This is a genomic window from Streptomyces sp. ME19-01-6 (assembly GCF_033793745.1).
GTDB lineage: Bacteria > Actinomycetota > Actinomycetes > Streptomycetales > Streptomycetaceae > Streptomyces.
On record NZ_JARAXF010000022.1, the window covers coordinates 120,264 to 146,237 of the forward strand.

The 25,974-nt window shown below is 70.3% G+C and carries 24 protein-coding genes; 16 read left to right on the top strand and 8 right to left on the bottom strand.

Annotated elements, in window-relative coordinates:
* Positions 1–187 precede the first annotated feature (187 nt).
* From gap to pgi, 7 genes are all read left to right on the top strand, one after another.
* On the top strand, positions 188–1,192 hold the full coding sequence (gap, locus tag PV419_RS36430) for a type I glyceraldehyde-3-phosphate dehydrogenase (protein WP_319696302.1): 1,005 nt from the start codon (positions 188–190) through the stop codon (positions 1,190–1,192).
* Positions 1,193–1,270: 78 nt separating this feature from the next.
* Complete coding sequence (locus PV419_RS36435; protein WP_319696303.1) at positions 1,271–2,473, top strand: phosphoglycerate kinase; 1,203 nt, start codon at positions 1,271–1,273, stop codon at positions 2,471–2,473.
* A gap of 5 nt (positions 2,474–2,478) precedes the next feature.
* The gene (gene tpiA, locus PV419_RS36440; protein WP_319696305.1) at positions 2,479–3,255 is read left to right on the top strand and encodes a triose-phosphate isomerase; all 777 of its coding nucleotides are present in this window, start codon (positions 2,479–2,481) and stop codon (positions 3,253–3,255) included.
* A 134-nt stretch (positions 3,256–3,389) separates the two neighbouring features.
* Positions 3,390–3,617 carry a preprotein translocase subunit SecG gene (gene secG, locus PV419_RS36445; protein WP_319696307.1) on the top strand — a complete coding sequence of 76 codons (228 nt, stop codon included), beginning with the start codon at positions 3,390–3,392 and terminating at the stop codon, positions 3,615–3,617.
* Positions 3,618–3,811: 194 nt separating this feature from the next.
* Positions 3,812–4,147: an RNA polymerase-binding protein RbpA gene (locus PV419_RS36450; RefSeq protein WP_009718803.1), complete on the top strand. Its 336-nt coding sequence runs from the start codon at positions 3,812–3,814 to the stop codon at positions 4,145–4,147.
* Positions 4,148–4,292: 145 nt separating this feature from the next.
* On the top strand, positions 4,293–5,537 hold the full coding sequence (locus tag PV419_RS36455; RefSeq protein ID WP_319696309.1) for an MFS transporter: 1,245 nt from the start codon (positions 4,293–4,295) through the stop codon (positions 5,535–5,537).
* 49 nt (positions 5,538–5,586) lie between these two features.
* On the top strand, positions 5,587–7,239 hold the full coding sequence (gene pgi / locus PV419_RS36460) for a glucose-6-phosphate isomerase (protein WP_319696311.1): 1,653 nt from the start codon (positions 5,587–5,589) through the stop codon (positions 7,237–7,239).
* Positions 7,240–7,340: 101 nt separating this feature from the next.
* On the opposite strand, the gene pgl is transcribed toward pgi, so the two are convergent.
* The 5 genes from pgl to tkt are packed head-to-tail and all read right to left on the bottom strand — an operon-like array spanning position 7,341 to position 14,060.
* Positions 7,341–8,123: a 6-phosphogluconolactonase gene (gene pgl, locus PV419_RS36465; protein ID WP_319696313.1), complete on the bottom strand. Its 783-nt coding sequence runs from the start codon at positions 8,121–8,123 to the stop codon at positions 7,341–7,343.
* Entirely contained in the window at positions 8,120–9,241 is a 1,122-nt protein-coding gene (gene opcA, locus PV419_RS36470) for a glucose-6-phosphate dehydrogenase assembly protein OpcA (RefSeq protein WP_319696314.1), read from the bottom strand. Before opcA ends, pgl begins: the two co-directional genes overlap by 4 nt.
* Positions 9,238–10,773 carry a glucose-6-phosphate dehydrogenase gene (zwf, locus tag PV419_RS36475; protein ID WP_319696316.1) on the bottom strand — a complete coding sequence of 512 codons (1,536 nt, stop codon included), beginning with the start codon at positions 10,771–10,773 and terminating at the stop codon, positions 9,238–9,240. Before zwf ends, opcA begins: the two co-directional genes overlap by 4 nt.
* A gap of 6 nt (positions 10,774–10,779) precedes the next feature.
* Complete coding sequence (tal, locus tag PV419_RS36480) at positions 10,780–11,922, bottom strand: transaldolase (RefSeq protein WP_319696318.1); 1,143 nt, start codon at positions 11,920–11,922, stop codon at positions 10,780–10,782.
* A gap of 44 nt (positions 11,923–11,966) precedes the next feature.
* On the bottom strand, positions 11,967–14,060 hold the full coding sequence (tkt, locus tag PV419_RS36485) for a transketolase (RefSeq protein ID WP_319696320.1): 2,094 nt from the start codon (positions 14,058–14,060) through the stop codon (positions 11,967–11,969).
* Positions 14,061–14,350: 290 nt separating this feature from the next.
* On the opposite strand from tkt, the gene PV419_RS36490 reads away from it, so the two are divergent.
* From PV419_RS36490 to PV419_RS36500, 3 genes are all read left to right on the top strand, one after another.
* Positions 14,351–15,292, top strand: a complete 942-nt coding sequence (locus tag PV419_RS36490) for a heme o synthase (protein ID WP_319696321.1) — start codon at positions 14,351–14,353, stop codon at positions 15,290–15,292.
* A 42-nt stretch (positions 15,293–15,334) separates the two neighbouring features.
* Positions 15,335–15,715, top strand: a complete 381-nt coding sequence (locus PV419_RS36495) for a hypothetical protein (RefSeq protein ID WP_319696323.1) — start codon at positions 15,335–15,337, stop codon at positions 15,713–15,715.
* A gap of 253 nt (positions 15,716–15,968) precedes the next feature.
* Complete coding sequence (locus tag PV419_RS36500; protein WP_319696325.1) at positions 15,969–17,180, top strand: amidohydrolase; 1,212 nt, start codon at positions 15,969–15,971, stop codon at positions 17,178–17,180.
* Here PV419_RS36500 and PV419_RS36505 read toward each other — a convergent pair.
* The 3 genes from PV419_RS36505 to PV419_RS36515 form a co-directional block, all read right to left on the bottom strand.
* Positions 17,144–18,133 (bottom strand): COX15/CtaA family protein, encoded by a 990-nt coding sequence (locus tag PV419_RS36505; RefSeq protein ID WP_319696326.1) that lies wholly within the window; start codon positions 18,131–18,133, stop codon positions 17,144–17,146. The two genes, PV419_RS36500 and PV419_RS36505, sit on opposite strands and share 37 nt — an antisense overlap.
* Positions 18,134–18,206: 73 nt before the next feature.
* Positions 18,207–18,980: an ABC transporter permease gene (locus tag PV419_RS36510; protein WP_319696327.1), complete on the bottom strand. Its 774-nt coding sequence runs from the start codon at positions 18,978–18,980 to the stop codon at positions 18,207–18,209.
* Complete coding sequence (locus tag PV419_RS36515; protein ID WP_319696328.1) at positions 18,977–19,903, bottom strand: ABC transporter ATP-binding protein; 927 nt, start codon at positions 19,901–19,903, stop codon at positions 18,977–18,979. Before PV419_RS36515 ends, PV419_RS36510 begins: the two co-directional genes overlap by 4 nt.
* 173 nt (positions 19,904–20,076) lie before the next feature.
* On the opposite strand from PV419_RS36515, the gene PV419_RS36520 reads away from it, so the two are divergent.
* From PV419_RS36520 to PV419_RS36545, 6 genes are all read left to right on the top strand, one after another.
* Positions 20,077–20,889 carry a helix-turn-helix transcriptional regulator gene (locus tag PV419_RS36520; RefSeq protein WP_415925455.1) on the top strand — a complete coding sequence of 271 codons (813 nt, stop codon included), beginning with the start codon at positions 20,077–20,079 and terminating at the stop codon, positions 20,887–20,889.
* Positions 20,886–22,307, top strand: a complete 1,422-nt coding sequence (sufB, locus tag PV419_RS36525) for a Fe-S cluster assembly protein SufB (protein WP_319696329.1) — start codon at positions 20,886–20,888, stop codon at positions 22,305–22,307. Before PV419_RS36520 ends, sufB begins: the two co-directional genes overlap by 4 nt.
* Positions 22,308–22,391: 84 nt before the next feature.
* Positions 22,392–23,561: a Fe-S cluster assembly protein SufD gene (gene sufD / locus PV419_RS36530; RefSeq protein WP_319696330.1), complete on the top strand. Its 1,170-nt coding sequence runs from the start codon at positions 22,392–22,394 to the stop codon at positions 23,559–23,561.
* The gene (locus PV419_RS36535; protein ID WP_319696332.1) at positions 23,558–23,881 is read left to right on the top strand and encodes a bifunctional 3-phenylpropionate/cinnamic acid dioxygenase ferredoxin subunit; all 324 of its coding nucleotides are present in this window, start codon (positions 23,558–23,560) and stop codon (positions 23,879–23,881) included. The genes sufD and PV419_RS36535 overlap by 4 nt, the downstream gene beginning before the upstream one ends.
* Positions 23,882–23,888: 7 nt before the next feature.
* Positions 23,889–24,656 carry a Fe-S cluster assembly ATPase SufC gene (sufC, locus tag PV419_RS36540; protein ID WP_319696334.1) on the top strand — a complete coding sequence of 256 codons (768 nt, stop codon included), beginning with the start codon at positions 23,889–23,891 and terminating at the stop codon, positions 24,654–24,656.
* Between the two features lie 60 nt (positions 24,657–24,716).
* Positions 24,717–25,973 carry a cysteine desulfurase gene (locus tag PV419_RS36545; RefSeq protein WP_319696336.1) on the top strand — a complete coding sequence of 419 codons (1,257 nt, stop codon included), beginning with the start codon at positions 24,717–24,719 and terminating at the stop codon, positions 25,971–25,973.
* Position 25,974: the final 1 nt, after the last annotated feature.

Genomic DNA, 25,974 nt, shown 5'->3' on the forward strand with positions numbered 1-25,974 from the left:
CCACTTGTGACACAAAGTGACTGATACGTAAACCGAAGCCGGCGGTCCGTACCACTTTTCAGTGGACGTGGGCCGCCGGTGCCAATGTCACGTACGTCCCGTGATAGCGGTAGGGTCGGATGCGGTCGGGGACATCCAATAAGGCTCGCCGGCGTCCATACCGGCACACCAACGAGGAGATCGGTTCGTGACGATCCGCGTAGGCATCAACGGCTTCGGCCGCATCGGCCGCAATTACTTCCGCGCGCTCCTGGAGCAGGGCGCGGACATCGAGATCGTCGGTGTCAACGACCTGACCGACAACGCGACTCTGGTTCACCTGCTGAAGTACGACACCATCCTGGGTCGGCTGAAGCAGGCGGTCAGTCACACCGACGACACCATCACCGTCGGCAACCAGACGTTCAAGACGCTCGCCGAGCGGGACCCGGCCAAGCTGCCCTGGGCCGAGCTCGGTGCCGACATCGTCATCGAGTCGACGGGCATCTTCACCAAGCGCGACGACGCGGCGAAGCACCTGGCCGCCGGCGCCAAGAAGGTCCTGATCTCCGCGCCCGCCAAGGGCGAGGACATCACCATCGTCATGGGTGTCAACCAGGACAAGTACGACGCCGCCAATCACCACATCGTCTCCAACGCGTCCTGCACCACCAACTGTGTCGCCCCGATGGCCAAGGTTCTCGACGAGGCCTTCGGCATCGCCAAGGGTCTGATGACCACGGTGCACGCGTACACCAACGACCAGCGCATCCTGGACTTCCCGCACAGCGACCTGCGCCGCGCGCGGGCCGCCGCCCAGAACATCATCCCGACCTCGACCGGTGCCGCGAAGGCCACCGCCCTGGTCCTCCCGCAGCTCAAGGGCAAGCTGGACGGCATCGCCATGCGCGTCCCGGTGCCCACCGGCTCGGTCACCGACCTGGTCGTCGAGCTGGACCGCGAGGTCACCAGGGACGAGATCAACACCGCCTTCCAGAAGGCCGCCGAGGGCCAGCTCAAGGGCGTCCTCGAGTACACCGAGGACGAGATCGTCTCCTCGGACATCGTCAACTGGCCGGCCTCCTGCACCTTCGACTCCTCGCTGACCATGGCCCAGGGCAAGCAGGTCAAGATCGTCGGCTGGTACGACAACGAGTGGGGCTACTCCAACCGCCTCGTCGACCTGACCGTCTTCGTCGGCAACCAGCTCTGACCGCTGCCCCGATGAGTCAGGACAGGGCCCGGTACGACGCCGTCGTACGGGCCCTGTCCCATGAACTAGGAGTCCTCAGTGAAGACGATTGACGATCTTCAGGTCGCCGGGAAGCGGGTCTTTGTCCGCGCCGATCTGAACGTCCCGCTCGACGGCGAGACGATCACCGACGACGGCCGTATCCGCGCCGCCGTGCCGACCATCGCCAAGCTCGCACAGTCGGGCGCCAAGGTGATCGTCGCCTCCCATCTGGGCCGGCCCAAGGGCGCGCCCGAGCCCCGCTTCTCGCTCGCCCCGGTTGCCCGGCGGCTCGGCGAACTCCTCGGCAAGCAGGTCGCCTTCGCGGCCGACACGGTCGGGGACAGCGCCCGTCAGGCCGTGGCCGGACTCGGCGACGGCGATGTGGTGCTGCTGGAGAACCTGCGCTTCAACGCCGGTGAGACCAGCAAGGACGACGCTGAGCGCGGCGCCTTCGCCGACCAGCTCGCCGCCCTCGCGGACCTCTACGCGGGCGACGGCTTCGGCGCGGTGCACCGCAAGCACGCCTCCGTGTACGACCTCCCGGCGCGGCTGCCGCACGCCGCGGGCGATCTGATCGCCACCGAGCTGAATGTCCTCAAGCAGCTCACCGAGGACGTGAAGCGCCCGTACGCGGTGGTCCTCGGCGGAGCCAAGGTGTCCGACAAGCTCGGCGTCATCGACCACCTCCTGGAGCGGGCCGACCGCATCCTCATCGGCGGCGGCATGGCATACACCTTCCTCAAGGCCCAGGGGCACGAGATCGGCACCTCGCTGCTGCAGGAGGACCAGATCGCGGCCGTCCAGGAGTACCTGGCGCGCGCCAAGGAGCGCGGCGTGGAGTTCGTGCTCCCCGTCGACGTCCTGGTGGGCCCCGGGTTCCCGGACCTGAAGACGAAGGCGCCGGCCCACCCCCGGACCGTCTCCGTCGCCGAGATCCCGGCCGACCAGATGGGCCTGGACATCGGCCCGGAGACCCAGGAGCTGTACGCCTCGAAGCTGGCCGACGCCGCCACCGTCTTCTGGAACGGCCCGATGGGCGTCTTCGAACACCCCGACTTCGCCGAGGGCACCAAGGCCGTGGCCCAGGCGCTGGTCGAGAGCCCGGCCTTCACCGTGGTGGGTGGCGGCGACTCCGCCGCCGCCGTACGGATCCTGGGCTTCGACGAAAACGCTTTCGGCCACATCTCGACCGGCGGCGGCGCGAGCCTCGAATACCTCGAGGGCAAGACGCTCCCCGGCCTCGCCGCACTGGAGGACTGAACACCGTGAGTGACCGCACCCCGCTGATGGCGGGCAACTGGAAGATGAACCTCAACCACCTCGAGGCCATCGCCCACGTCCAGAAGATCACCTTCTCGCTCACCGACAAGGACTACGAGGACGTCGAGGTCGCGGTCCTGCCGCCGTTCACGGACCTCCGGACGCTGCAGACCCTGGTCGAGCACGACAAGCTGAAGATCAAGTACGGCGCCCAGGACATCTCGGCGCACGACTCCGGCGCGTACACCGGAGAGATCTCCGGCGCGATGCTCGCCAAGCTGCGGTGCTCCTATGTGGCCGTCGGCCACTCCGAGCGGCGCCAGTACCACGGCGAGACCGACGAGCTGTGCAACGCCAAGGTCAAGGCCGCCTTCAGATACGACATCGTGCCCATCCTGTGCGTCGGCGAGAGCCTGGACGTGCGCAAGGCTGGCAACCAGGTCGCGCACACGCTCGGGCAGGTCGACGGGGGTCTGAAGGACATCCCGACCGAGCAGGCCGAGCGGATCGTGATCGCGTACGAGCCGGTCTGGGCCATCGGCACCGGTGAGGTGGCCACTCCCGAGGACGCCCAGGAGGTCTGCGGGGCCATCCGGGGCCGCCTGGCCGAGCTCTACGGTCAGGACGTGGCCGACAAGGTCCGGATCCAGTACGGCGGCTCGGTGAAGTCCGGGAACGTCGCCGCGATCATGGCGCAGCCGGACGTGGACGGCGCGCTGATCGGCGGCGCGTGCCTGGACGCGGAGGACTTCGTCAAGATCGTCCGGTTCCGCGACCAGTGAGCAGGCCGGTGAGTAGGCCGTAGCAGGTCACTCGTCGTACCCTGGCGGGGGTCGAGGTGGTGCGGTCGTCACCACTCGGCCCCCCGTTCCTTACCGTTCCGTCCAAGCCCGAGAGAGTTGGTCCAGCCGTGGTCATGGGGTTCTCGATCGCCCTCATCATCTTCAGCGTCCTGCTGATGATGCTGGTGCTCATGCACAAGGGGAAGGGCGGAGGTCTGTCCGACATGTTCGGTGGTGGTATGCAGTCCTCCGTGGGCGGCTCCTCGGTCGCCGAGCGCAACCTGGACCGGATCACCATCGTCGTCGGTCTGCTGTGGTTCGTCTGCATCGTCGTGCTCGGGCTGCTGATGAAGCTCGATTGAGCCGATAGCTGACGCACCGTCGCAAGCGCGGCTTATCATGGGCTTGCGTCCTCCGAGGGCACCTCCCGGCCGAAGGCCGGGGGCGGTGTAACTCCTCTCACTGGACGCGCGTTGGGCCTTACGTAGACTGGGGCGCCCGGCAGCGGAGCTGCCTACCAATGCTTCGCGGCACCATCACGCAGGGAGTTACGACCGTGGCAAGTGGCAACGCGATCCGTGGAAGTCGGGTCGGAGCGGGGCCGATGGGAGAAGCGGAGCGAGGCGAATCGGCGCCTCGCCTGCGTATTTCCTTCTGGTGCTCGAACGGGCACGAGACTGTGCCGAGCTTCGCCAGCGACGCGCAGATCCCGGACACTTGGGACTGCCCCCGCTGCGGCTTCCCGGCCGGCAAGGATCGGGACAACCCGCCGGACCCGCCGCGCACCGAGCCGTACAAGACGCATCTGGCGTATGTGCGCGAGCGGCGCAGCGACGCCGACGGCGAGGCGATCCTCGCCGAGGCTCTCGCCAAGCTCCGCGGCGAGATCTGAGCGGCAGGCAGGACGAGGCACGTACGACGGCCCGGCCGGGCACCTCTGACGGGGGTGCGCGGCCGGGCCGTTGTCAGTGGTGGGGGCTACGGTCGTGACGTGAGGTGCCGTACGGGTCGGGACCGCGCGGTTGGGGAGGGGGAGCATGACCACGGTGGAGGCCGGTGAGCAGGGCACAGGGCGGACTGTGTCGCTTGCGTGGCGGGGCGGCTTCGGGCGGCTGTGGGGGGCCGCGGTGGTTTCCCGGTTCGGGGATGCGCTGCGCGGGGCGGCGCTTCCGCTGCTGGCCGTCTCGCTGACCGACTCCCCGGTGCTGGTCTCGCTGGTGACCGCGTGCGGCTTTCTGCCGTGGCTGCTGTTCGGGCTGTTCGGCGGGGCCATCGCCGACCGGGTGGACCAGCGGCGGGCGATGTGGGCGGTGGACGTGGCGCGTGGCGCGCTGATGGCCGCCTTCGCCGTCGCCGTATGGCTGGGACATGCCACCATCGGCCTGCTGCTCGCCCTCGCCTTCGCGCTGACCACCCTGCAGACCCTCTTCGACAACGCCGCCACGGCCCTGCTGCCGTCCGTCGTGGCTCCGGAGGTCCTGAGCCGGGCCAACGCCCGCCTGATGACCGGGCAGGAGGTCATGGGCCGGTTCGTCGGCGCGCCGCTGGTGCCCGTGGCCCTGGGGTTGGGCGCCGCCGTGCCGTACGCGGCCGACGCGGTCACCTATCTCGCCGCCGCCGCGCTGGTCGCCTCTCTGGGCGGGCGCGCACGGGCGCCGCGGCGGGAGCCGAGGGAGCCGGGCCGCTCGATCCGGAAAGAGATAGGCGAGGGCATCGCGGTGTTGTGGCGGGACCGGCTGCTGCGGGCCCTGTGTGTGTCGACCACGCTGTGCAATGTGGGCATTGGCGCTCTCATCGCCACGCTGGTGCTGCATGTGACCGGATGGCTGGGCGCCGGGGACGCCGGTTACGCGGCCGTCATCACGGCGTACGGGATCGGCAGCGTCACCGGCGGGCTGGTGGCCGCGCGGGTGGCGGAGCGGCTGGGCCGCGCGCCCACGATCATGGTGTGCGGCCTCGCGCAGATCGCCGCCCTCCTCGCCCTGGGCGCGATCCGCACGCTGCCGGCCGCCGTGGCGGCCCTCGGCGTCTTCGGCTTCGCCGGGATCATATGGAACGTCACGGAGGTGACGATGATGCAGCAGCGCAGCCCGACCGAGATGCTGGGCCGGGTCAGCGCCGCCTTCCGTACCCTGTCGGTCGCCGGCGCCCCGCTCGGCGCCCTGCTCGGCGGGGCCATCGCCGCGGCGTGGGGGCTGAACACACCGGCGCTGGCTGCCGCCGCGCTCTTCGTGGGCGGTCTGGTGGCCCTCGTCCCCGGGATGCGGTCCCCGATCAATTAGGTTGGGGACACGGGGGCCAGGCACCGACGAGAAGTGGGCTGATTCCGAGATGAACGCAGATGGCCGCAGCGGGCTCGACCAGCTGCCGGAGTGGAACGCACTGGCCGCACACCGCCAGGAGCTGGGTGACGCGCATCTGCGCGAGCTGTTCGCCCAGGACCCCGGGCGTGCGGAGCGGTTCACCGTTCAGGTCGGCGACCTCCATCTGGACTACTCCAAGCACCTGGTGACCGACGAGACGCTGCGGCTGCTGCGGGAGCTGGCCCGGGCGACCGGGGTGGCCGAGCTGCGGGACGCCATGTTCCGGGGCGCGAAGATCAACACGACCGAGGACCGGTCGGTGCTGCATGTCGCCCTGCGCGCACCCCACTCCGCGGTCATCCAGTCCGACGGCAAGGATGTCGTCCCGGAAGTGCACGCGGTGCTCACCAAAATGGGCACGTTCGTCGACCGGATCCACTCGGGGCAGTGGCGGGGCCACACCGGCGAGCGCATCAAGAACATCGTCAACATCGGCATCGGCGGCTCCGACCTGGGCCCCGCGATGGCGTTCGAGGCGCTGCGCGCCTACACCCACCGCGAGTTGGAGTTGCGCTTCGTTTCCAATGTCGACGGGGCGGACCTGCACGAGGCGCTGCGCGGGCTGGACCCGGCCGAAACGCTGTTCATCGTCGCCTCGAAGACCTTCACCACCATCGAGACGATCACCAACGCCACGTCCGCCCGGAATTGGCTGCTGCGTGGTCTCGGGGCGGGCCAGGAAGCGGTCGCCAAGCACTTCGTGGCGCTGTCGACCAACGCGGAGAACGTTGCCGAGTTCGGCATCAACACCGACAACATGTTCGAGTTCTGGGACTGGGTCGGCGGGCGCTACTCCTTCGACTCGGCCATCGGCCTGTCCCTGATGCTCGCCATCGGCCAGGAGCACTTCCGCGAGATGCTGGCCGGCTTCCACCTCGTCGACGAGCACTTCCGCTGTGCCCCGCCCGAGGAGAACGCACCGATGCTGCTCGGGCTGCTGGGCATCTGGTACGGGCAGTTCTTCGACGCGCAGTCGCATGCCGTGCTGCCCTACTCGCACTACATGGCGAAGTTCCCCGCTTATCTGCAGCAGTTGGACATGGAGTCCAACGGCAAGTCGGTGGACCGCGAGGGCCGGCCGGTGAGCTGGCAGACCGGCCCGGTGGTCTGGGGAACGCCCGGCACCAACGGTCAGCACGCCTACTACCAGCTGCTCCACCAGGGCACCAAGATGATCCCGGCCGATCTGATCGGCTTCGCCAAGCCGGTGGCGGACCTGTCCCCGAAGCTCGCCGGCCACCACGATCTGCTGATGGCCAACCTCTTCGCCCAGGGGCAGGCGCTGGCGTTCGGCAAGACGGCGGAGGAGGTGGCCGCCGAGGGGGTGGCGCCGGAGCTGGTGCCGCACAAGACCTTCCCCGGCAACCGCCCCACGACCACGATCCTGGCCGCCGAGCTGAGCCCCTCGGTGCTCGGTCAGTTGATCGCGCTCTATGAGCAGAAGGTGTTCGTTCAGGGCGCCGTCTGGAACATCGACTCGTTCGACCAGTGGGGGGTGGAGCTCGGCAAGGTCCTCGCCAGGCGCGTCGAGCCCGCGCTCACCGAGGGGGCCGAGGTGCCGGGGCTCGACCCCTCGACGGCGCGGCTGGTCGCCACGTACCGCTCGCTGCGCGGGCGCTGAGGCCGCCGGGTACACCCACATACACAGCAAGGGCCGCAAACGCCGGACGGGCCGCTGGGCTTCTGCCCAGTCGGCCCGTCCAGTTGGGTGTCCGCGTCCGGTCAGGGCGACGCCGGGGGGTACAGCTCGCGCGGCAGGCCCGCCGCGGCGGCCCGGTCCAGCAGCCACAGCGTGCGGCGGCGGCCGTACGCGCCCGCGGCCGGGGCCTGGATCTCCCCGGCCCCCGACAGCGCGATCGTCACCGCCTTGGCCTTGTCCTCGCCTGCCGCCAGCAGCCAGACCTCCTGCGCCGCGCGGATCGCGGGCAGGGTCAAGGTGATCCGGGTGGGCGGGGGCTTGGGCGCGCCGCGCACCGCCACCACCGTCCGCTCGGCCTCCCGCACGGCGGGCAGCTCCGGGAAGAGCGAGGCCACATGGGTGTCCGGGCCGACGCCCAGCAGCAGCACGTCGAAGGACGGCACCGCGCCGTGGTTCTCCGGCCGCGCGGCCCGGCCCAACTCCTCGGCGTACGCCTCCGCGGCGGCCTCCGCATCGCTGCCCGACGGGCCGTCGGAGGCCGGCATCTGGTGCACCCGGGCCGGATCCAGACCCACCGCGTCCAGCAGCGCCTCCCGCGCCTGGGTGACATTGCGGTCCGGGTGGCCTTCCGGCAGGAACCGCTCGTCACCCCACCACAGGTCGAGCCGCGACCAGTCCACGGCGTCGCGGGCCGAGGCCCCGGCGAGCGCGGCCAGCAGACCGTTGCCGTTGCGCCCGCCGGTCAGCACCACCGAGGCCGAGCCGCGGGCGGACTGGGCGTCCACGATCTTCGTGATCAGCCGGGCCGCCGCGGCCTGCGCCATCAGGTCCTTGTCGTGATGGACGACGACCTGCGGAGCGCTCATGACGCCGCCTTGCCGGCCGCGTTGCCCGCGCCGCCGGCTGACTTCGCCGGGGCCCCGGCGGCCTTGTGCGCCGCCTCCGGACGGGCCCCGCCACCGGCCTTGCCACCGCTCGCCGCGTCGCCTCCGGAGCCGGTACCGGCTCCAGTCCGCGCCCCGGTTTGCGCCGCGGGCCGCTCGACCGCGCCGCTCACGCCCTTGCCGAGCCGGCCCACCCCGAACTTCACCGCCGAGGCGTACATCTCGTCCGGGTCGAGACGGCGCAGCTCCTCCGCTATCAGCTCCGACTGGTCCCGCCGCTGCAGCGCGACATGCCGGTCCGGCTGCCCCGGCATCGCCAGTTCGGCCAGCGACCCGTTCGCCCGGTCCAGGCAGATCGTGCCGTCGGCCGTCTCCAGCCGCACCGCGGTCAGCCCAGGGCCCTCCGTGACCTGCCGCTCCACCGGGACCTTCAGCCGCTCCGCGAGCCACAGGGCCAGCAGCTCGCCGCTCGGGTTGTACGCCTCACCCTCGACCACGGCCGAGGTGATCGCCGAGTGCTTCTGGTCCAGCGCCGCGGCCAGCACACTGCGCCACGGCGTGATGCGGGTCCAGGCCAAGTCGGTGTCGCCCGGGGTGTACGTCCTGGCCCGCAGCCCGAGCGTGGCCACCGGGTCCTCGGTGGCCTGGGCGTCGGTGATCCGGCGGGCGGCCAGCCGGCCCAGCAGGTCCTCGCTGGGGTGCTCCGGCGCGTCCTCCGGCCACCACACCACCACCGGGGCGTCCGGCAGCAGCAGCGGCAGCACCACCGACTGGGCGTGGTTCGCGAGCTCGCCGTACAGCCGCAGCAGCACCGTCTCGCCGGTGCCGCTCTCGCCGGCGATCCGCACCTCGGCGTCCAGCCGGGCCACCTTGCGGTCGCGCGGCGAGCGCCCCGGCCGCTTGATGACGACCAGGATGCGCGAGGGGTGTTCCTTGGACGCGTCGCTCGCGGCCTTCAGCGCGTCGTAGTGATTGCCCTCGTCGGTGACGATGACAAGGGTGAGCACCATGCCCACGGCCGGTATCCCCGCCGCCCTCCGCGCCTGGACCAGAGCCGAGTTGATCTGGCTGGACGTGGTGTCGGTGAGATCGATGTTCATGGCCGGCGCCAGCTCCGTCCGTCTCGTGCGAGCATCTCGTCCGCCGCCTTCGGCCCCCAGGTGCCCGCCGTGTACTGCTCGGGCTTGCCGTGCTGGTCCCAGTAGGCCTCGACGGGGTCGAGGATCCGCCAGGACTCCTCCACCTCCTGGTGGCGGGGGAAGAGGTTGGCGTCGCCGAGCAGCACGTCGAGCAGCAGCCGCTCATAGGCCTCGGGGCTGGACTCGGTGAAGGACTCGCCGTAGGCGAAGTCCATCGTCACGTCCCGGATCTCCATGGAGGTGCCGGGCACCTTGGAGCCGAACCGGATGGTGACGCCCTCGTCCGGCTGCACCCGGATGACCAGGGCGTTCTCCCCGAGCTCCTGGGTGTCGGTGGCGTCGAAGGGGGAGTGCGGGGCGCGCTGGAAGACCACCGCGATCTCGGTGACCCGACGCCCGAGCCGCTTGCCCGTGCGCAGATAGAAGGGGACGCCCGCCCAGCGGCGGTTGTCGATCTCCACCTTGATCGCGGCGTAGGTGTCGGTCTTGGAGTTGGGGTCGATGCCCTCCTCCTCCAGATAGCCCAGCACCTCTTCGCCGCCCTGCCAGCCGTGGGCGTACTGGCCGCGCACGGTGTGCTTGCCCAGCTCCTTCGGCAGCTTGACGGCCTTGAGCGCCTTGAGCTTCTCGGTGACCAGCGCGGTGGCGTCGAAGGAGGAGGGCTCCTCCATGGCGGTCAGCGCGAGGAGCTGCAGCAGGTGGTTCTGGATGACGTCGCGCGCCGCGCCGATGCCGTCGTAGTAGCCGGCCCGGCCGCCGATGCCGATGTCCTCGGCCATGGTGATCTGTACATGGTCGACGTAACTGCGGTTCCACAGCGGCTCGAACATGGTGTTGGCGAAGCGCAGCGCCAGGATGTTCTGGACCGTCTCCTTGCCCAGGTAGTGGTCGATCCGGAAGACGTCGCTCGGCCGGAAGACCTCATGGACGACCTTGTTGAGCTCCTGGGCGCTGGCCAGGTCGTGGCCGAAGGGCTTCTCGATGACGGCGCGCCGCCAGGAGTCGCCGGGCCCGGAGGACAGGCCGTGCTTCCTGAGCTGCTGGACGACGGTGGGGAAGAACTTCGGCGGGACCGACAGATAGAAGGCGAAGTTGCCGCCCGTGCCGCGCGCCTTGTCCAGTTCCTCGATCGTCCCCCGCAGCTTCTCGAACGCCTCGTCGTCGGAGAACTCGCCGGGTACGAAGCGGAAGCCCTCGGCGAGCTGCTGCCAGACCTCCTCACGGAAGGGGGTCCTGGCGTGTTCCTTGACCGCGTCGTGTACGACCTGGGCGAAGTCCTCGTTCTCCCAGTCGCGGCGGGCGAAGCCGACGAGCGAGAAGCCCGGCGGCAGCAGGCCGCGGTTGGCCAGGTCGTAGACGGCCGGCATCAGCTTCTTGCGGGACAAGTCGCCCGTGACGCCGAAGATGACCAGGCCGGACGGCCCCGCGATGCGCGGAAGCCGCCGGTCCCGGGGGTCACGCAGCGGATTGGCTCCGCTCGTGGAAAGTGACAAGGTCTCTCACGCCTCCGAAGGAGCGAGGCGGCCCAGCTCCGCCTCAGTGGACTTCAGCAGGTCGTTCCAGGACATCTCGAACTTCTCGACGCCCTCGTCCTCGAGGAGCTGTACAACGTCATCGTACGAGATTCCGACCCCGGCGAGCGCGTCGAGATCGGCCTTGGCCTGCTCGTAGGTACCGCGCACCGTGTCACCGGTGATCTGGCCGTGGTCGGCGATGGCCTCCAGCGTGGCCTCCGGCATGGTGTTGACCGTGCCCGGGGCGACCAGCTCGTCCACGTAGAGCGTGTCCTTGTAGGCCGGGTCCTTGACGCCGGTGGAGGCCCACAACGGGCGCTGCTTGTTGGCGTTGGCCCGGTCCAGGGCGGCCCAGCGCTCCGACGGCGGGGTCGACTTGTCGTGGGAGCCGAAGACCTCCTCGTACGCCTGGTAGGCGAGGCGGGCGTTGGCCAGGGCGGCCTTGCCGCGCAGCGCCTTGGTCTCGTCGGTGCCCAGCTTGTCGAGGCGCTTGTCGATCTCGGTGTCCACGCGGGACACGAAGAAGGACGCCACCGAGTGGATCTTCTGCAGGTCGAGCCCCGCGGCCTTGGCCTTCTCCAGGCCGGCCAGGAAGGCGTCCATGACCTCGCGGTAGCGCTCCAGCGAGAAGATCAGCGTGACGTTGACGCTGATGCCGAGCCCGATCACCTCGGTGATCGCGGGCAGACCCGCCCTGGTGGCCGGGATCTTGATGAAGGTGTTGGGCCGGTCCACCAGCCAGGCCAGCTGCTTGGCCTCGGCGATGGTGGCGGCCGTGTTGTGCGCCAGGCGCGGATCCACCTCGATGGAGACCCGGCCGTCCTGGCCGCCGGTCGCGTCGTAGACCGGGCGCAGGATGTCCGCGGCGTCCCGGACGTCCGCCGTGGTGATCATGCGGACGGCCTCGTCGACGGTGACCTTGCGGGTCGCGAGGTCGGCCACCTGCTGCTGGTAGCCGTCACCGCCGGCGATCGCCTTCTGGAAGATCGACGGGTTGGTGGTCACGCCCACCACATGGCTCTCGTCGATCAGCTCGGCCAGGTTGCCGGATGTGATGCGCTTGCGCGAAAGGTCGTCGAGCCAGACCGCGACGCCTTCGTCGGCCAGCCGCTTGAGTGCGTCTGTCATCGGGATTGCATCTCCTACTCGTCGCTACAAGGTCGTATACGGCGTCAGTGCCCGGCGGTCTCAAGCGACTCGCGGGCGGCGGCGGCGACGGCTTCCGCGGTCAGGCCGAACTCCCGGTAGAGCACCTTGTAGTCGGCGGAGGCGCCGAAGTGCTCGAGGGAGACGATGCGGCCGGCCTCGCCCACGAAGCGGTGCCAGGTCAGGCCGATGCCCGCCTCGACGGCCACGCGGGCCTTCACGGACGGCGGCAGCACGCTGTCCCGGTACGCCTGGTCCTGCTCCTCGAACCACTCGACCGAGGGCATCGAAACCACGCGGGTCGGGACGCCGGCGGCCTGCAGCTGCTCGCGCGCCTCGACGGCGAGCTGCACCTCGGACCCGGTGCCGATGAGGATCACCTGCGCAGGGCTGGTCTTCCCTTCGGGGCCTTCCGCCTCGACCAGGACGTAGCCGCCCTTGGCGGCGTCCTCGTTGACGTCGTACGTCGGCACGTTCTGCCGGGTCAGCGCGATGCCGTGCGGGGCGGGCCGCTCGCTGTGGCGGCGGGTGATCTCGCGCCAGGCGATGGCGGTCTCGTTGGCGTCGGCCGGGCGGACGATGTTCAGGCCCGGGATGGCGCGCAGCGCGCTCAGGTGCTCGACCGGCTGGTGGGTCGGGCCGTCCTCGCCGAGGCCGATGGAGTCGTGCGTCCACACGTAGGTGACGGGGAGCTTCATCAGGGCGGCGAGACGGACGGCGGGGCGCATGTAGTCGGAGAAGACCAGGAAGGTGCCGCCGTAGATACGGGTGTTGCCGTGCAGCGCGATGCCGTTCATGGTCGAGCCCATGGCGTGCTCGCGGATGCCGAAGTGCACCGTGCGGCCGTACGGGTCGGCCTCGGGAAGCGGGTTGTCCTTCGGGAGGAAGGACGAGGACGCGTCGATGGTGGTGTTGTTCGAGCCCGCGAGGTCGGCGGAGCCGCCCCACAGCTCGGGGAGTACCCCGCCGAGCGCCTTGAGGACCTGGCCGGAGGCCTTGCGGGTGGCCACGTCCTTGCCCGGCTCGAAGACCGGGATCGCCTTGTCCCAGGCCTCGGGCAGCTCACCGGCGGTGATCCGGTCGAACTCGGCGGCGCGCTGGGGGTTGTTGTTCCGCCAGTCCTGGAGCTTCTTGTCCCAGGCGGCGCGGGCCTCGCGGCCGCGGTCGGCCAGGCTGCGGGCGTGGGCCAGGACCGACTCCTCGACCTCGAAGTCCTGCTCGGGGTCGAAGCCCAGGACGCGCTTGGTGGCGGCGACCTCGTCGGCGCCGAGCGCCGAGCCGTGGGCGGCCTCGGTGTTCTGCGCGTTCGGCGCGGGCCAGGCGATGATGGTGCGGGCGGCGATGATCGAGGGGCGCTCGGTCTCGGCCTGCGCCGCCTTCAGCGCCGCGTACAGCGCGTGGACGTCGAAGTCGCCGTTGGGCGCCTGGTCGACGCGCTGGACATGCCAGCCGTACGCCTCGTAGCGCTTCAGTACATCCTCGGAGAAGGCGGTCGCGGTGTCGCCCTCGATCGAGATGTGGTTGTCGTCGTACAGCGCGATCAGGTTGCCGAGCTTCTGATGGCCGGCCAGGGAGGAGGCCTCCGCGGAGATGCCCTCCTCCAGGTCGCCGTCGGAGACGATCGCCCAGATGGTGTGGTCGAAGGGAGAGGTGCCCTCGAGTGCCTCCGGGTCGAACAGACCGCGCTCGTAACGGGCGGCCATCGCCATGCCGACCGCGTTGGCGATGCCCTGGCCCAGCGGGCCGGTGGTGGTCTCGACGCCGACCGTGTGGCCGTGCTCCGGGTGGCCCGGGGTCAGCGAGCCCCAGGTGCGGAAGGACTTCAGATCCTCCAGCTCCAGGCCGAACCCGCCCAGGTACAGCTGGACGTAGAGGGTCAGTGAGGTGTGGCCGGGGGAGAGGACGAACCGGTCACGCCCCACCCATCCGGCGTCGGTGGGGTCGTGCCGCATCAGCTTCTGGAAGAGCAGGTACGCGGCGGGGGCGAGGCTCATGGCGGTGCCGGGGTGGCCGTTGCCGACCTTCTGCACGGCATCCGCGGCCAGGACACGCGCCGTGTCCACGGCGCGCTGGTCCACATCGGTCCACTCGAGATCTGTGGTAGTCGGCTTCGTGCTCACCCTGAGTCAGGGCTCCTCTCCACAATGTCGATATCCGGTGACGATGCGTACACCGGCTTTGTCGAGCCTACCCCTGGAAGAACGCTCATCTTTTCGAGCGAGTACCCGACATCCGGGGAACGAATGCCGGAGATGCGGCATTCCCTCGAGGGCCGTGAGCTCCGCGAACACGAGCCGACCCCGGCGGCGGGCGGCGTATCCGCAACGTCTAGAGTGGCGTGGTACGCGCAAGTCTTTACCGGCTCTTCATGTCCGGTGCTTGCTGGTTCTTGCTTCTACCAGGGGTGTGCGTGACGGCCGTCGATTCCCGTCCTGCGGGGGTGCTCGATACGAGCCGGAGCCACCGGCCGCTCGGTGCCCGAGTCAAGGCGTTCGTGGCACTGACCAAGCCGCGTGTCATCGAGCTGCTGCTGATGACGACGGTGCCGGTGATGTTCCTGGCCGCCAAGGGCGTCCCGGATCTGTGGCTGGTGCTCGCCACCTGCGTCGGCGGCTATCTGTCCGCCGGCGGCGCGGCCGCGTTCAACATGTATTACGACCGCGACATCGACGCGCTCATGGACCGCACCTCGCAGCGCCCGCTGGTGACCGGCATGGTCTCGCCGCGCGAGTGCCTGGTCTTCGCCTTCGCGCTCGCCATCGGGTCCACCGCCTGGTTCTGGTACCTGGTCAATCCGCTGTCCGCCATTTTGTCGCTCGGCGCGCTGGTTTTCTACGTCGTCGTCTACACGATGTGGCTCAAGCGGCGTACCGCGCAGAACATCGTGTGGGGCGGTATCGCCGGCTGCATGCCGGTGTTCATCGGCTGGTCGGCCGTCACCAATTCGGTCTCCTGGGCCGCGGCGATTCTCTTCCTCGTCATCTTCTTCTGGACGCCGCCGCACTACTGGCCGCTGTCGATGAAGGTGAAGGACGACTACGCGCGCGTGGGCGTGCCGATGATGCCCGTGGTCGCGGGCAACAAGGCGGTCGCCCGGCAGATCGTCCTCTACAGCTGGGTGATGGTGGTCGTGTCACTGCTGCTGTGGCCGCTCGGCTACACCGGCTGGTTCTACCCGGTCGTGGCCGCGGCGCTGGGCGCGTTCTGGCTCAAGGAGGCGCACGGGCTGCAGGCGCGCGCCAAGGCCGGGATCACGGGGGCGGGGCTCAAGGAGATGCGGCTGTTCCACTGGTCCATCACCTATGTGTCGCTCCTGTTCGTCGCCGTCGCGGTGGACCCCTTCCTGCGCTGACAGCTCTTCCGGTGTGGATTACCGGTCGGTAGCATCGTCTTCATGGGAGACACCACGCAGACGGACCCGGAAGGCCAGGCGCCCGAGGCCGAATCGGGCAAGGCCGTGTCGGCCAAGGCCGAGAAGCGGGCCAAGCGGCTCGCCCACCAGATGACGGCCTTCGCACAGACCCACGGCGGCAGCGCCGAGGGCCAGCTCGCCCACATCGGCCGCGGCACCGTCCGCGTCGCCCTCGTCGGGGCCAACGGCGACTGGGGCACGCTGGTCGCCCCGTCGTACGAGACGGCCCGCCGCGCCGCGGAGACCGCGGGCATCACCCTGCACGACGACTTCGACGGCGAATTCGCCGCGAAGGTCCGCACCGGCCCGTACGAGTGGACCCGCATGGCCGGCATCCAACTCGGCGGCCCGAGCAACGCGTAGCCGCGGCGCGGCGGCTTTCCCCCACCCTGGCGGGGCTTGTGCCGTTGCCTTCTTCGGCCCGGGGCGGAGTCCCCACGCGGCTGAACCGCATATCGATGCCGCAAAACGGCGCGAAGCGGGGAAGACGTCCGCGACCCGGACGGCCCCGCACCCCACCCCCAGGACGCGCCCTTGCCCAGTGCGGCCGGGGCGGGCCACGCTCGGGGGCGGGCCTGGCGACACCTCATAACCGTTTCGCCCGTTAAGCCCTTCGATGCCCGACGGCAAGGAGGCGGCGGTGACGGACGAGGCGACGGGCACTGCGGCCGACCCGGCCCCCTCGGACACCCTGGAGGCCGCCCGCGAGGCCGCGCCGGAGACGGCGGACGGGCCCCGCATCGGACGGGAGCACCTCGCGGGCGAGGCATGGGCGAGGGCGCTGCCCCCGCTCGTCGACCAGCACAGCCACGGCGCTCTCCACGGCGAACTCGGCCTCGGCTCGTTCGAGGCCCATCTCGCCGCCGCCGCGGGCTCCGGCGCCGCCGCCCCGGCGGGCACCACCTTCTTCGACAGCTGGACCGGCCTGGCCGTACGCCGCTGGTGCCCCCCGCTGCTCGGCCTGGAGGCCCACTGCGCCCCCGTCCGCTATCTCGCCCGGCGGCGCGAGCTGGGCGCCTACCGCGCCGGGCGGCTGCTGCTGCGCGGCGCGGGTATCGGCGCCTTCCTGCTGGAGTCGGGGGCGCCCGACGGGCTCACATCGGCCGCCGAGCTGGCCGCGGCCGCGGACGGCCCGGTCCACGAGGTCATCCGCCTGGAGCCGCTGGCCGAGGAGGTCGCGGACACCTCGGGCTCAGTCGACTCGTTCATGGGCAACACCGCGGAGGCGCTGTACGCCGCGGCCCAGCACGCCACGGCCTTCGCCCTGGGCGTCGCCTTCTGCGACGAGACCCCGCCGGACCCCCGGGAGGTGCGGCGGGCGGCGGACCGCTGGCTCAGCGGGCACACTCCGCGGGCCCGCCCCACGGATCCGGTGCTGCTCCAGCATCTGCTGTGGAGCGCCGTCGCGACCGGCCTGCCCGTGCAGCTGCACTGCGCCGACCCGCAGCCGCTCGCGGGCTTTCTGCGCGCCACCGCGGGCGCCGGGACCGACCTGGTACTGCTGCCCGGCAGGCCGCACCATCGCCGCGCCGCCCAGCTGGCCGCGGCCTTCGCGCATGTGTACGCGGACGCGGGGCCCCGGCCGGGGGAGACCCTCGGCGAGGCGCCGTTCGGCAAGCTGCTGTTCTCGACCGGAGCGCGGGCGCTGCCCGAGCTGTACGTGACCGGCGCCCGGCTGTTCGTACGGTCCATGGCGCGGTTGGCGGCCGAGTGGGTCGCCGACGGCGTGTGCACCCGATCCGAGGCGCGGCGCATCGCCGCACTCGTCGCGGCCGGGACCGCGCGCCGGGTCTACCGGCTGGACGCGGCGGCCTCGGCGACGGGCTGAGCGGCCGGCGCGGGGGCGGCGGCCGGCGCGGACAGCTCCGCGCGCTCGCGCTGGGAGAGCAGCACCCGCTGCACCGCGATCAGCACCAGGCAGGAGCCGAGCATGTGGACGCCGACGACCACCTCGGGCAGATGCGTGAAGTACTGGACGTAGCCGACCACGCCCTGGAGGAGCAGGACGACGAGGAATTCGACGACGGGACGGCGCAGCGCGGCCGGGGCCTTCACGGCGCGCAGGGTGAACCACAGAGCGGCGCTCAGGCCCAGCACGATGTAGACGAAGTCCACGTGCAGCTGGGTGATCTCCTGCCAGTCCAGCGGGATGCGGTGCACCTTCCGGGCGTCGCCCGCGTGCGGCCCGGCCCCGCTGACCACGGTCCCGATCAGGATCAGCGCGCCGGTCGCGCCGACCAGCAGCCAGGTCAGCTGGCGGATGGGGCGGGCGACCAGATCGCGGGGCGCGGCGTCGCCCTCACGGGTGCGCTGCCAGGTCACCACGGTGACCACGAGCAGGGCGGTGGCCAGGAGGAAGTGCGAGCTGACGATGTAGGGGTTCAGCCCGGTGAGCACCGTGATGCCGCCGACCACGGCGTTCCCCATCACGATCCAGAACTGGGCCCAGCCGAGCCGGGTGAGGGAGCGGCGCACCGGGGTACGGGCGCGGGCCGCGATGATCAGCACGCCGACGACCGCGCACAGCACATACGTCAGCATGCGGTTGCCGAACTCGATCGCTCCGTTGATGCCCATCTCGTGGGTGGGCGTCAGGCTGTCCTTTGTGCAGGTCGGCCAGGTCGGGCAGCCGAGCCCGGACTGAGTGAGCCGGACCGCGCCGCCCGTCACCACGATGACCACGGTCATCACCACGGCGACCAGTGCCGCGCGCTCCACGAAGCGCGCGGAGGGCTGCCAGCGGCGGGCGATCTGCTCAAGGGGGTTCAGCGAAGAGGGCACGTCGCCCATCGTAGGCGGGCGCTTGTGCAGCAATTCACGAGGGGTCGGACAAGAGGGGAGGAGGAAGGGTGCGCTACTCCCAGCGGAAGAACCGCGCCGCCGCCCCCAGCCCCAGCACCGCCCACACCGCCAGGATCCCCAGGTCCCCCCACGGCACCCCCACCCCGTCCCGCAGCACGTCCCGCAGCCCGCCCGACAGGGCCGAGATCGGCAGCAGCTGCAGCACGCCGCGCACCGCGTCCGGGAACTTGTCCAGCGACACGATCACCCCGCCGCCGACGAGCAGCAGCAGGAAGGCGAGGTTGGCGGCGGCGAGGGTCGCTTCGGCCTTCAGGGTGCCCGCCATCAGCAGGCCGAGGCCGGAGAACGCGGCCGTGCCGAGGAGCAGCAGCAGGGCGACGGTGAGGGGGTTGCCGTGCGGGGACCAGCCGAGGGCGAGGGCGATCACGGTCAGCAGCGCCACCTGCAGCACCTCGGTGACCAGCACCGAGCAGGTCTTGGCCGCCATCAGGGCCCAGCGCGGCAGCGGCGAGGCGCCGAGCCGCTTGAGGACCCCGTACCGCCGCTCGAAGCCGGTCGCGATGGCCTGTCCGGTGAAGGCCGTGGACAGCACGGCGAGCGCGAGGACGCCGGGGGCGAGGAAGTCCACGGCCTTGCCGCCCGAGCCCGTGTCGACGATGTCGACGGTGCTGAACAGCACGAGCAGCAGGGACGGGATGATCACGGTCAGCAGCAGCTGCTCGCCGTTGCGCAGCAGCATCCGGGTCTCCAGGGCCGCCTGGGCGCGGATCATGCGGGGCAGCGGTGCCGCGCCCGGCTGGGGGGTGAAGGTTCCCGGGGCGGTCACGCGCGCAGCTCCTTGCCGGTCAGCTCGAGGAAGACGTCCTCCAGGGTGTGCCGCTCGACCGAGATCCGGTCCGGCATGACGCCGTTCTGGGCGCACCAGGAGGCGACGGTGGCCAGCAGCTGCGGGTCGATCTTGCCGGTGACGCGGTACGAGCCGGGGGTCAGCTCGTCGGCCGTGGAGTCGGCGGGCAGCGCCTTGAGCAGGGAGGACAGGTCGAGCGCGGGGCGGCCGGTGAAGCGCAGCGTGTTCTCCGCCCCGCCGCGGCACAGGTCCTCCGGGCTGCCCTGGGCGATCACCTTGCCGCCGTCGACGATCGCGACGTCGTCGGCGAGCTCCTCGGCCTCGTCCATGTGGTGTGTGGTCAGCACGACGGTCACGCCGTCGCGGCGCAGGTCGCGCACGAGTTCCCAGGTGGCGCGCCGGGCCTGCGGGTCGAGGCCGGCGGTGGGCTCGTCGAGGAAGACCAGCTCGGGGCGGCCGACGACGGCCATGGCGAGCGCCAGGCGCTGCTGCTGGCCGCCGGAGAGCCGCCGGTAGGGCGTGCGGCCGCAGGAGCCGAGGCCGAGCCGCTCCATGAGGTGGCCGACGTCGACGGGGTGGGCGTGCAGGCCCGCGGTGTGGCGCAGCATCTCTTCTGCGCGCGCCCCGGAATAAACCCCTCCGGACTGCAGCATCACACCGATGCGGGGGCGCAGCGCGGCCGCCTGGGTGACGGGGTCCAGGCCGAGGACGCGGACCGTACCGGCGTCGGGTCGGCGGTACCCCTCGCAGGTCTCGACGGTGGTGGTCTTGCCTGCCCCGTTGGGGCCGAGCACGGCGGTCACGGTGGAGCGCGCGATGGACAGGTCGAGCCCGTCCACGGCGGTCTTGGAGCCGTACCGCTTGACGAGGCCGACGATGTCGACCGCGGGCTCTTCTCGCATGCCCGGCAGTCTACGAAGCACCGAGGCGGAGCCGGCGGGCAGGGCGGCCGCGGACCCTGTTTCCGCAGGCCGGCTCGGGCATTTTGGTTAGGTGTGCCTTAGTGACGCACTCCACCGGGTCACCGGAGGGACCTCGCTTGTGTCTGCCGCGCGAATTACGCAACAATGGCGTTGTGAAATACGCGAGCGAAGCTCCGGCGGGACGCGCGGTCGAGTCGGCCGCGCGGTCTGCCGTGCCCGTGCCCGCGCCCGATGAGCAGCACGGCACCCGTAACAAGGTCGCCCGCTCCATCCTCGATCACGGCCCGTCCACCGCGGCCGAGCTCGCCCTGCGGCTCGAGCTGACCCAGGCGGCCGTGCGCCGCCACCTCGACACCCTCGTCGCCGATGGCGTCGTCGAGCCCCGCGAGAAGAGGGTGTACGGCGCGCGGGGCCGCGGCCGCCCGGCCAAGGTCTTCGCGCTCACCGACTGCGGGCGCGACGCCTTCGACCAGGCGTACGACGAGCTGGCCATGGACGCCCTGCGCTGGATCGAGCAGAGCGCCGGCGGCGGTGAGGCGGGTCGGGCGGCGGTCGCCGCCTTCGCGCGCGCCAGGCTCGCCGCCCAGGCCGTGGCGTACCGCGCGGCCGTCGAGGCCGCGGAGCCCGAGGACCGCGCCCAAGCCCTCGCCCGGGCACTGTCCGTGGACGGGTACGCTGCTACGGCGCGCAGCGCACCGGTCGGCGAACAGCTCTGCCAGCACCACTGCCCGGTCGCCCACGCGGCCGAGCGGTATCCGCAGCTGTGCGAGGCGGAGACCGAGGTCTTCTCCCAGTTGCTCGGGACTCATGTGCAGCGTCTGGCCACCATCGCCCATGGCGACGGGGTGTGCACGACCTACATCCCCGGGACCGGCAAGGCCGAGAAGGCCGCCCCCAGCAAGACCCTCAGCAAGACCAAGACCACCACAGCATCTGCCAGCACGGCCGGGAGGAACCCCGAATGACTCTCCCCACGGAGACTGCTCACCCCGAGCTCGAGGGGCTGGGTAACTACGAGTACGGCTGGGCCGACTCCGATGCGGCCGGAGCCTCCGCCAAGCGCGGCCTCTCCGAGGACGTCGTCCGCGACATCTCGGCGAAGAAGTCCGAGCCGGAGTGGATGCTGAAGCTCCGGCTGAAGGGCCTCAAGCTCTTCGAGAAGAAGCCCATGCCCACCTGGGGCTCGGACCTGTCCGGCATCGACTTCGACAACATCAAGTACTTCGTGCGCTCGACGGAGCAGCAGGCCGCCTCGTGGGAAGAGCTGCCCGAGGACATCAAGAACACGTACGACAAGCTGGGCATCCCGGAGGCCGAGAAGCAGCGGCTGGTCGCGGGTGTGGCCGCACAGTACGAGTCCGAGGTCGTCTACCACAAGATCCGTGAGGACCTCGAGGAGCAGGGTGTCATCTTCCTGGACACCGACACCGGCCTCAAGGAGCACCCGGAGCTCTTCAAGGAGTACTTCGGCTCGGTGATCCCGGTCGGCGACAACAAGTTCGCCTCGCTGAACTCGGCGGTGTGGTCCGGCGGCTCGTTCATCTACGTGCCGAAGGGCGTGCACGTGGAGATCCCGCTGCAGGCCTACTTCCGGATCAACACGGAGAACATGGGCCAGTTCGAGCGGACGCTGATCATCGTCGACGAGGACGCGTACGTCCACTACGTCGAGGGCTGCACCGCGCCGATTTACAAGTCGGACTCGCTGCACTCCGCGGTGGTCGAGATCATCGTGAAGAAGGGCGCCCGCTGCCGCTACACGACCATCCAGAACTGGTCGAACAATGTGTACAACCTGGTCACCAAGCGCGCCGTGGCCTACGAGGGCGCGACCATGGAGTGGGTCGACGGCAACATCGGCTCCAAGGTGACCATGAAGTACCCGGCCGTCTACCTGATGGGCGAGCACGCCAAGGGCGAGACCCTGTCCATCGCCTTCGCGGGCGAGGGCCAGCACCAGGACGCCGGCGCGAAGATGGTCCACATGGCGCCCCGCACCTCGTCGAACATCATCTCCAAGTCGGTGGCGCGCGGCGGCGGCCGCACCTCCTACCGCGGTCTGATCGAGATCGGCGAGGGCGCCGAGGGTTCCAAGTCCAATGTGCTGTGCGACGCGCTGCTGGTCGACACCATCTCCCGCTCGGACACCTACCCGTATGTGGATGTCCGCGAGGACGATGTGTCCATGGGTCACGAGGCGACCGTCTCCAAGGTCAGCGACGACCAGCTCTTCTACCTGATGAGCCGCGGCCTGTCCGAGGACGAGGCCATGGCGATGATCGTGCGCGGCTTCGTCGAGCCGATCGCGCGCGAGCTTCCCATGGAGTACGCGCTGGAGCTCAACCGGCTGATCGAGCTGCAGATGGAAGGCGCGGTCGGCTGAGGCCGGCGCCTTCCCCGATACCCGCGGCGGCCGTCCTCCGGGAGGGCCGAGGTACGTCACCAGAAAGCGAGCTGTACAGCTGCCATGGCTGAAACCATTCCGGCCGGATCCACCACGGACGGTGCCATCCAGGTGGGCCAGCCCACCGATGCGAGGGTCGGCGTCATCGCGTCGTATGACGTGGCCGACTTCCCGGTGCCGCACGGCCGTGAGGAGGACTGGCGGTTCACTCCGCTGGAGCGCCTGCGCGGCCTGCACGATGGCACGGCCGAGGCCACCGGCGGGCTGCGGGTCGAGGTGAGCGCCCCCGAGGGCGTCACCGTCGAGGCCGTCGACCGCACGGATCCGCGCCTGGGCAAGACCGGCAAGCCGGTCGACCGGGTCGCGGCCCAGGCGTACAGCTCCTTCGAGAAGGCCTCGGTGGTCTCCGTCGCCAAGGAGACCGTGCTCACCGAGCCCGTGCGGATCTCCGTGCACGGCGAGGGCGGCACCGCCTACGGCCACCAGGTCGTGGAGGTGGGCGCCTTCGCCGAGGCCGTCGTGGTCATCGACCACACCGGTGACGCCACGCTCGCGGCCAACGTGGAGTATCTGATCGGCGACGGCGCCAAGCTCACCGTCGTCTCGATCCAGGACTGGGACGACACCGCCGTCCACGCCGCGCAGCACACCGCGCTCGTCGGCCGCGACGCCACGTTCAAGTCCGTGGTCGTCACCTTCGGCGGCGACCTGGTGCGGCTCCACCCGCGGGTCGTCTACGGCGCCCCGGGCGGTGAGGCCGAGCTCTACGGCCTGTACTTCACCGACAACGGTCAGCACCAGGAGCACCGGCTCTTCATCGACCACGACACCCCGCACTGCCGCAGCAACGTCGCCTACAAGGGCGCGCTGCAGGGCAAGGACGCCCACGCGGTCTGGATCGGCGATGTGCTGATCCGCGCCGCCGCGGAGGGCACCGACACCTATGAGCTCAACCGCAACCTCGTCCTGACCGACGGCGCGCGCGTCGACTCGGTGCCGAACCTGGAGATCGAGACCGGCGAGATCGTCGGCGCCGGCCACGCGAGCGCGACCGGCCGCTTCGAGGACGAGCAGCTGTTCTACCTGATGGCGCGCGGCATCCCGGCCGACGAGGCCCGCCGTCTGGTCGTCCGCGGCTTCTTCGCCGAGCTCGTCCAGCAGATCGGGATCCCCGAGCTGGAGGAGCGCTTGATCGCCAAGATCGAGGCCGAGCTGGAGGCGTCCGTAGCATGACCCCGACCTTCCTGCGCGCCTGCGCGCTGAGCGAGCTGGAAGAGGCCACCCCCAAGCGGGTGGAGCTCGAAGGCGTACCGGTCGCGCTCGTGCGCACCGAGGGCGAGGTCTTCGCGGTCAACGACATCTGTTCGCATGCGAACGTCTCGCTGTCCGAGGGCGAGGTGGAGGACTGCCAGATCGAGTGCTGGCTGCACGGCTCCAGCTTCGACCTGCGCACCGGCAAGCCGTCCAGCCTCCCCGCGACGCGCCCCGTCCCCGTATACCCCGTAAAGATCGAAGGGGACGACGTGCTCGTCTCCGTCACCCAGGAGTCCTGAGGCACCCATGGCAACGCTTGAGATCCACGACCTGCACGTCTCCGTCGAGGCCGAAGGAGGCCCCCGCGAGATCCTGCGCGGTGTCGACCTGACCGTGAAGCAGGGCGAGACCCACGCCATCATGGGCCCCAACGGCTCCGGCAAGTCCACGCTGGCGTACTCGCTCGCGGGTCACCCGAAGTACCAGGTCACCGGCGGCACGGTGACCCTGGACGGCGAGGACGTGCTGGCCATGTCCGTCGACGAGCGGGCCCGCGCGGGCGTCTTCCTCGCCATGCAGTACCCGGTGGAGGTCCCCGGGGTCTCCGTCTCCAACTTCCTGCGCACCTCGGCCACCGCCATCCGCGGTGAGGCGCCGAAGCTGCGCACCTGGGTGAAGGAGGTCAAGGAGGCCATGGAGCGCCTTTCGATCGACCCCGCCTTCGCCGAGCGCAATGTGAACGAGGGCTTCTCCGGCGGTGAGAAGAAGCGCCACGAGATCCTCCAGCTCGAGCTGCTGAAGCCCCGCATCGCGATCCTCGACGAGACGGACTCCGGTCTGGACGTCGACGCGCTGCGCGTGGTCTCCGAGGGCGTCAACCGCGTCCGCGAGACCGGTGAGGTCGGCACCCTGCTGATCACCCACTACACGCGCATCCTGCGGTACATCAAGCCCGACCACGTCCACGTGTTCGCGGCGGGCCGGATCGCCGAGTCCGGCGGCCCGGAGCTCGCGGACAAGCTGGAGGAAGAGGGCTACGAGGCTTATGGGAAGGGCGGCGCGACGAGTGAGTGACGACGACAGGGGCCGTTTCGGCGGCGAGGGATTCGGCGCGGGATACGGAGGCGCAGGGACATGACACAGCTGCCGGGTCTTCTCGACACCGAGACCATCCGCAAGGACTTCCCGATCCTGGACCGGCTGGTCCACGACGGCAAGAGGCTCGTGTACCTGGACAACGCGGCGACTTCGCAGACGCCGCGTCAGGTGCTGGACGTGCTCAGCGAGTACTACGAGGTGCACAACGCCAATGTGCACCGCGGAGTGCATGTGCTCGCCGAGGAGGCCACGGCGCTGTACGAAGGCGCCCGCGACAAGGTGGCCGCCTTCATCAACGCGCCGAGCCGGGACGAGGTGATCTTCACGAAGAACGCCTCGGAGTCGCTCAACCTCGTCGCCAACATGCTCGGTTGGGCCGATGAGCCCTACCGCGTGGACAGCGACACCGAGATCGTCATCACGGAGATGGAGCACCACTCCAACATCGTCCCCTGGCAGCTGCTCTCGCAGCGCACGGGCGCGAAGCTGAAGTGGTTCGGCCTCACCGACGACGGCCGGCTGGACCTGTCGAACATCGAGGAGATCATCAACGAGAAGACCAAGGTCGTCTCGTTCGTCCTGGTCTCCAACATCCTGGGCACGGTCAACCCGGTCGAGGCGATCGTCCGCCGGGCGCAGGAGGTCGGCGCCCTCGTCGTCGTCGACGCCTCGCAGGCCGCCCCGCATATGACGCTGGACGTGCAGGCGCTGCAGGCCGACTTCGTGGCCTTCACCGGCCACAAGATGTGCGGCCCGACGGGCATCGGCGTGCTGTGGGGCCGTCAGGAGCTGCTGGAGGACCTGCCCCCGTTCCTCGGCGGCGGCGAGATGATCGAGACCGTCTCGATGCACTCGTCCACCTACGCCCCCGCGCCGCACAAGTTCGAGGCCGGTACGCCCCCGATCGCCCAGGCCGTCGGTCTCGGCGCGGCCGTGGACTATCTGACCTCGATCGGCATGGACAACATCGCCCGCCATGAGCACGCGGTCACCGACTACGCGGTGCGCAGGCTCCTGGAGGTCCCGGATCTGCGGATCATCGGCCCGACCACGGCCGAGGACCGCGGCGCCGCGATCTCCTTCACGCTCGGCGACATCCACCCCCACGATGTGGGCCAGGTGCTCGACGAGCAGGGCATCGCGGTCCGGGTCGGCCACCACTGCGCCCGGCCCGTGTGCCTGCGGTACGGAATTCCCGCGACCACGCGAGCGTCGTTCTATCTGTACTCCACCCCGGCCGAGGTCGACGCCTTGATCGAGGGTCTGGAGCACGTACGGAACTTCTTCGGGTAGG

Coding starts and splice junctions, on each gene's coding strand:
- secG (WP_319696307.1), top strand. CDS start 3,390: ATGGGGTTCTCGATCGCCCTCATCATCTTCAGCGTCCTGCTGATGATG.
- PV419_RS36455 (WP_319696309.1), top strand. CDS start 4,293: ATGACCACGGTGGAGGCCGGTGAGCAGGGCACAGGGCGGACTGTGTCG.
- pgi (WP_319696311.1), top strand. CDS start 5,587: ATGAACGCAGATGGCCGCAGCGGGCTCGACCAGCTGCCGGAGTGGAAC.
- pgl (WP_319696313.1), bottom strand. CDS start 8,123: ATGAGCGCTCCGCAGGTCGTCGTCCATCACGACAAGGACCTGATGGCG.
- opcA (WP_319696314.1), bottom strand. CDS start 9,241: ATGAACATCGATCTCACCGACACCACGTCCAGCCAGATCAACTCGGCT.
- tal (WP_319696318.1), bottom strand. CDS start 11,922: ATGACAGACGCACTCAAGCGGCTGGCCGACGAAGGCGTCGCGGTCTGG.
- PV419_RS36495 (WP_319696323.1), top strand. CDS start 15,335: ATGGGAGACACCACGCAGACGGACCCGGAAGGCCAGGCGCCCGAGGCC.
- PV419_RS36500 (WP_319696325.1), top strand. CDS start 15,969: ATGCCCGACGGCAAGGAGGCGGCGGTGACGGACGAGGCGACGGGCACT.
- PV419_RS36515 (WP_319696328.1), bottom strand. CDS start 19,903: ATGCGAGAAGAGCCCGCGGTCGACATCGTCGGCCTCGTCAAGCGGTAC.
- sufB (WP_319696329.1), top strand. CDS start 20,886: ATGACTCTCCCCACGGAGACTGCTCACCCCGAGCTCGAGGGGCTGGGT.
- sufD (WP_319696330.1), top strand. CDS start 22,392: ATGGCTGAAACCATTCCGGCCGGATCCACCACGGACGGTGCCATCCAG.
- PV419_RS36535 (WP_319696332.1), top strand. CDS start 23,558: ATGACCCCGACCTTCCTGCGCGCCTGCGCGCTGAGCGAGCTGGAAGAG.
- sufC (WP_319696334.1), top strand. CDS start 23,889: ATGGCAACGCTTGAGATCCACGACCTGCACGTCTCCGTCGAGGCCGAA.
- PV419_RS36545 (WP_319696336.1), top strand. CDS start 24,717: ATGACACAGCTGCCGGGTCTTCTCGACACCGAGACCATCCGCAAGGAC.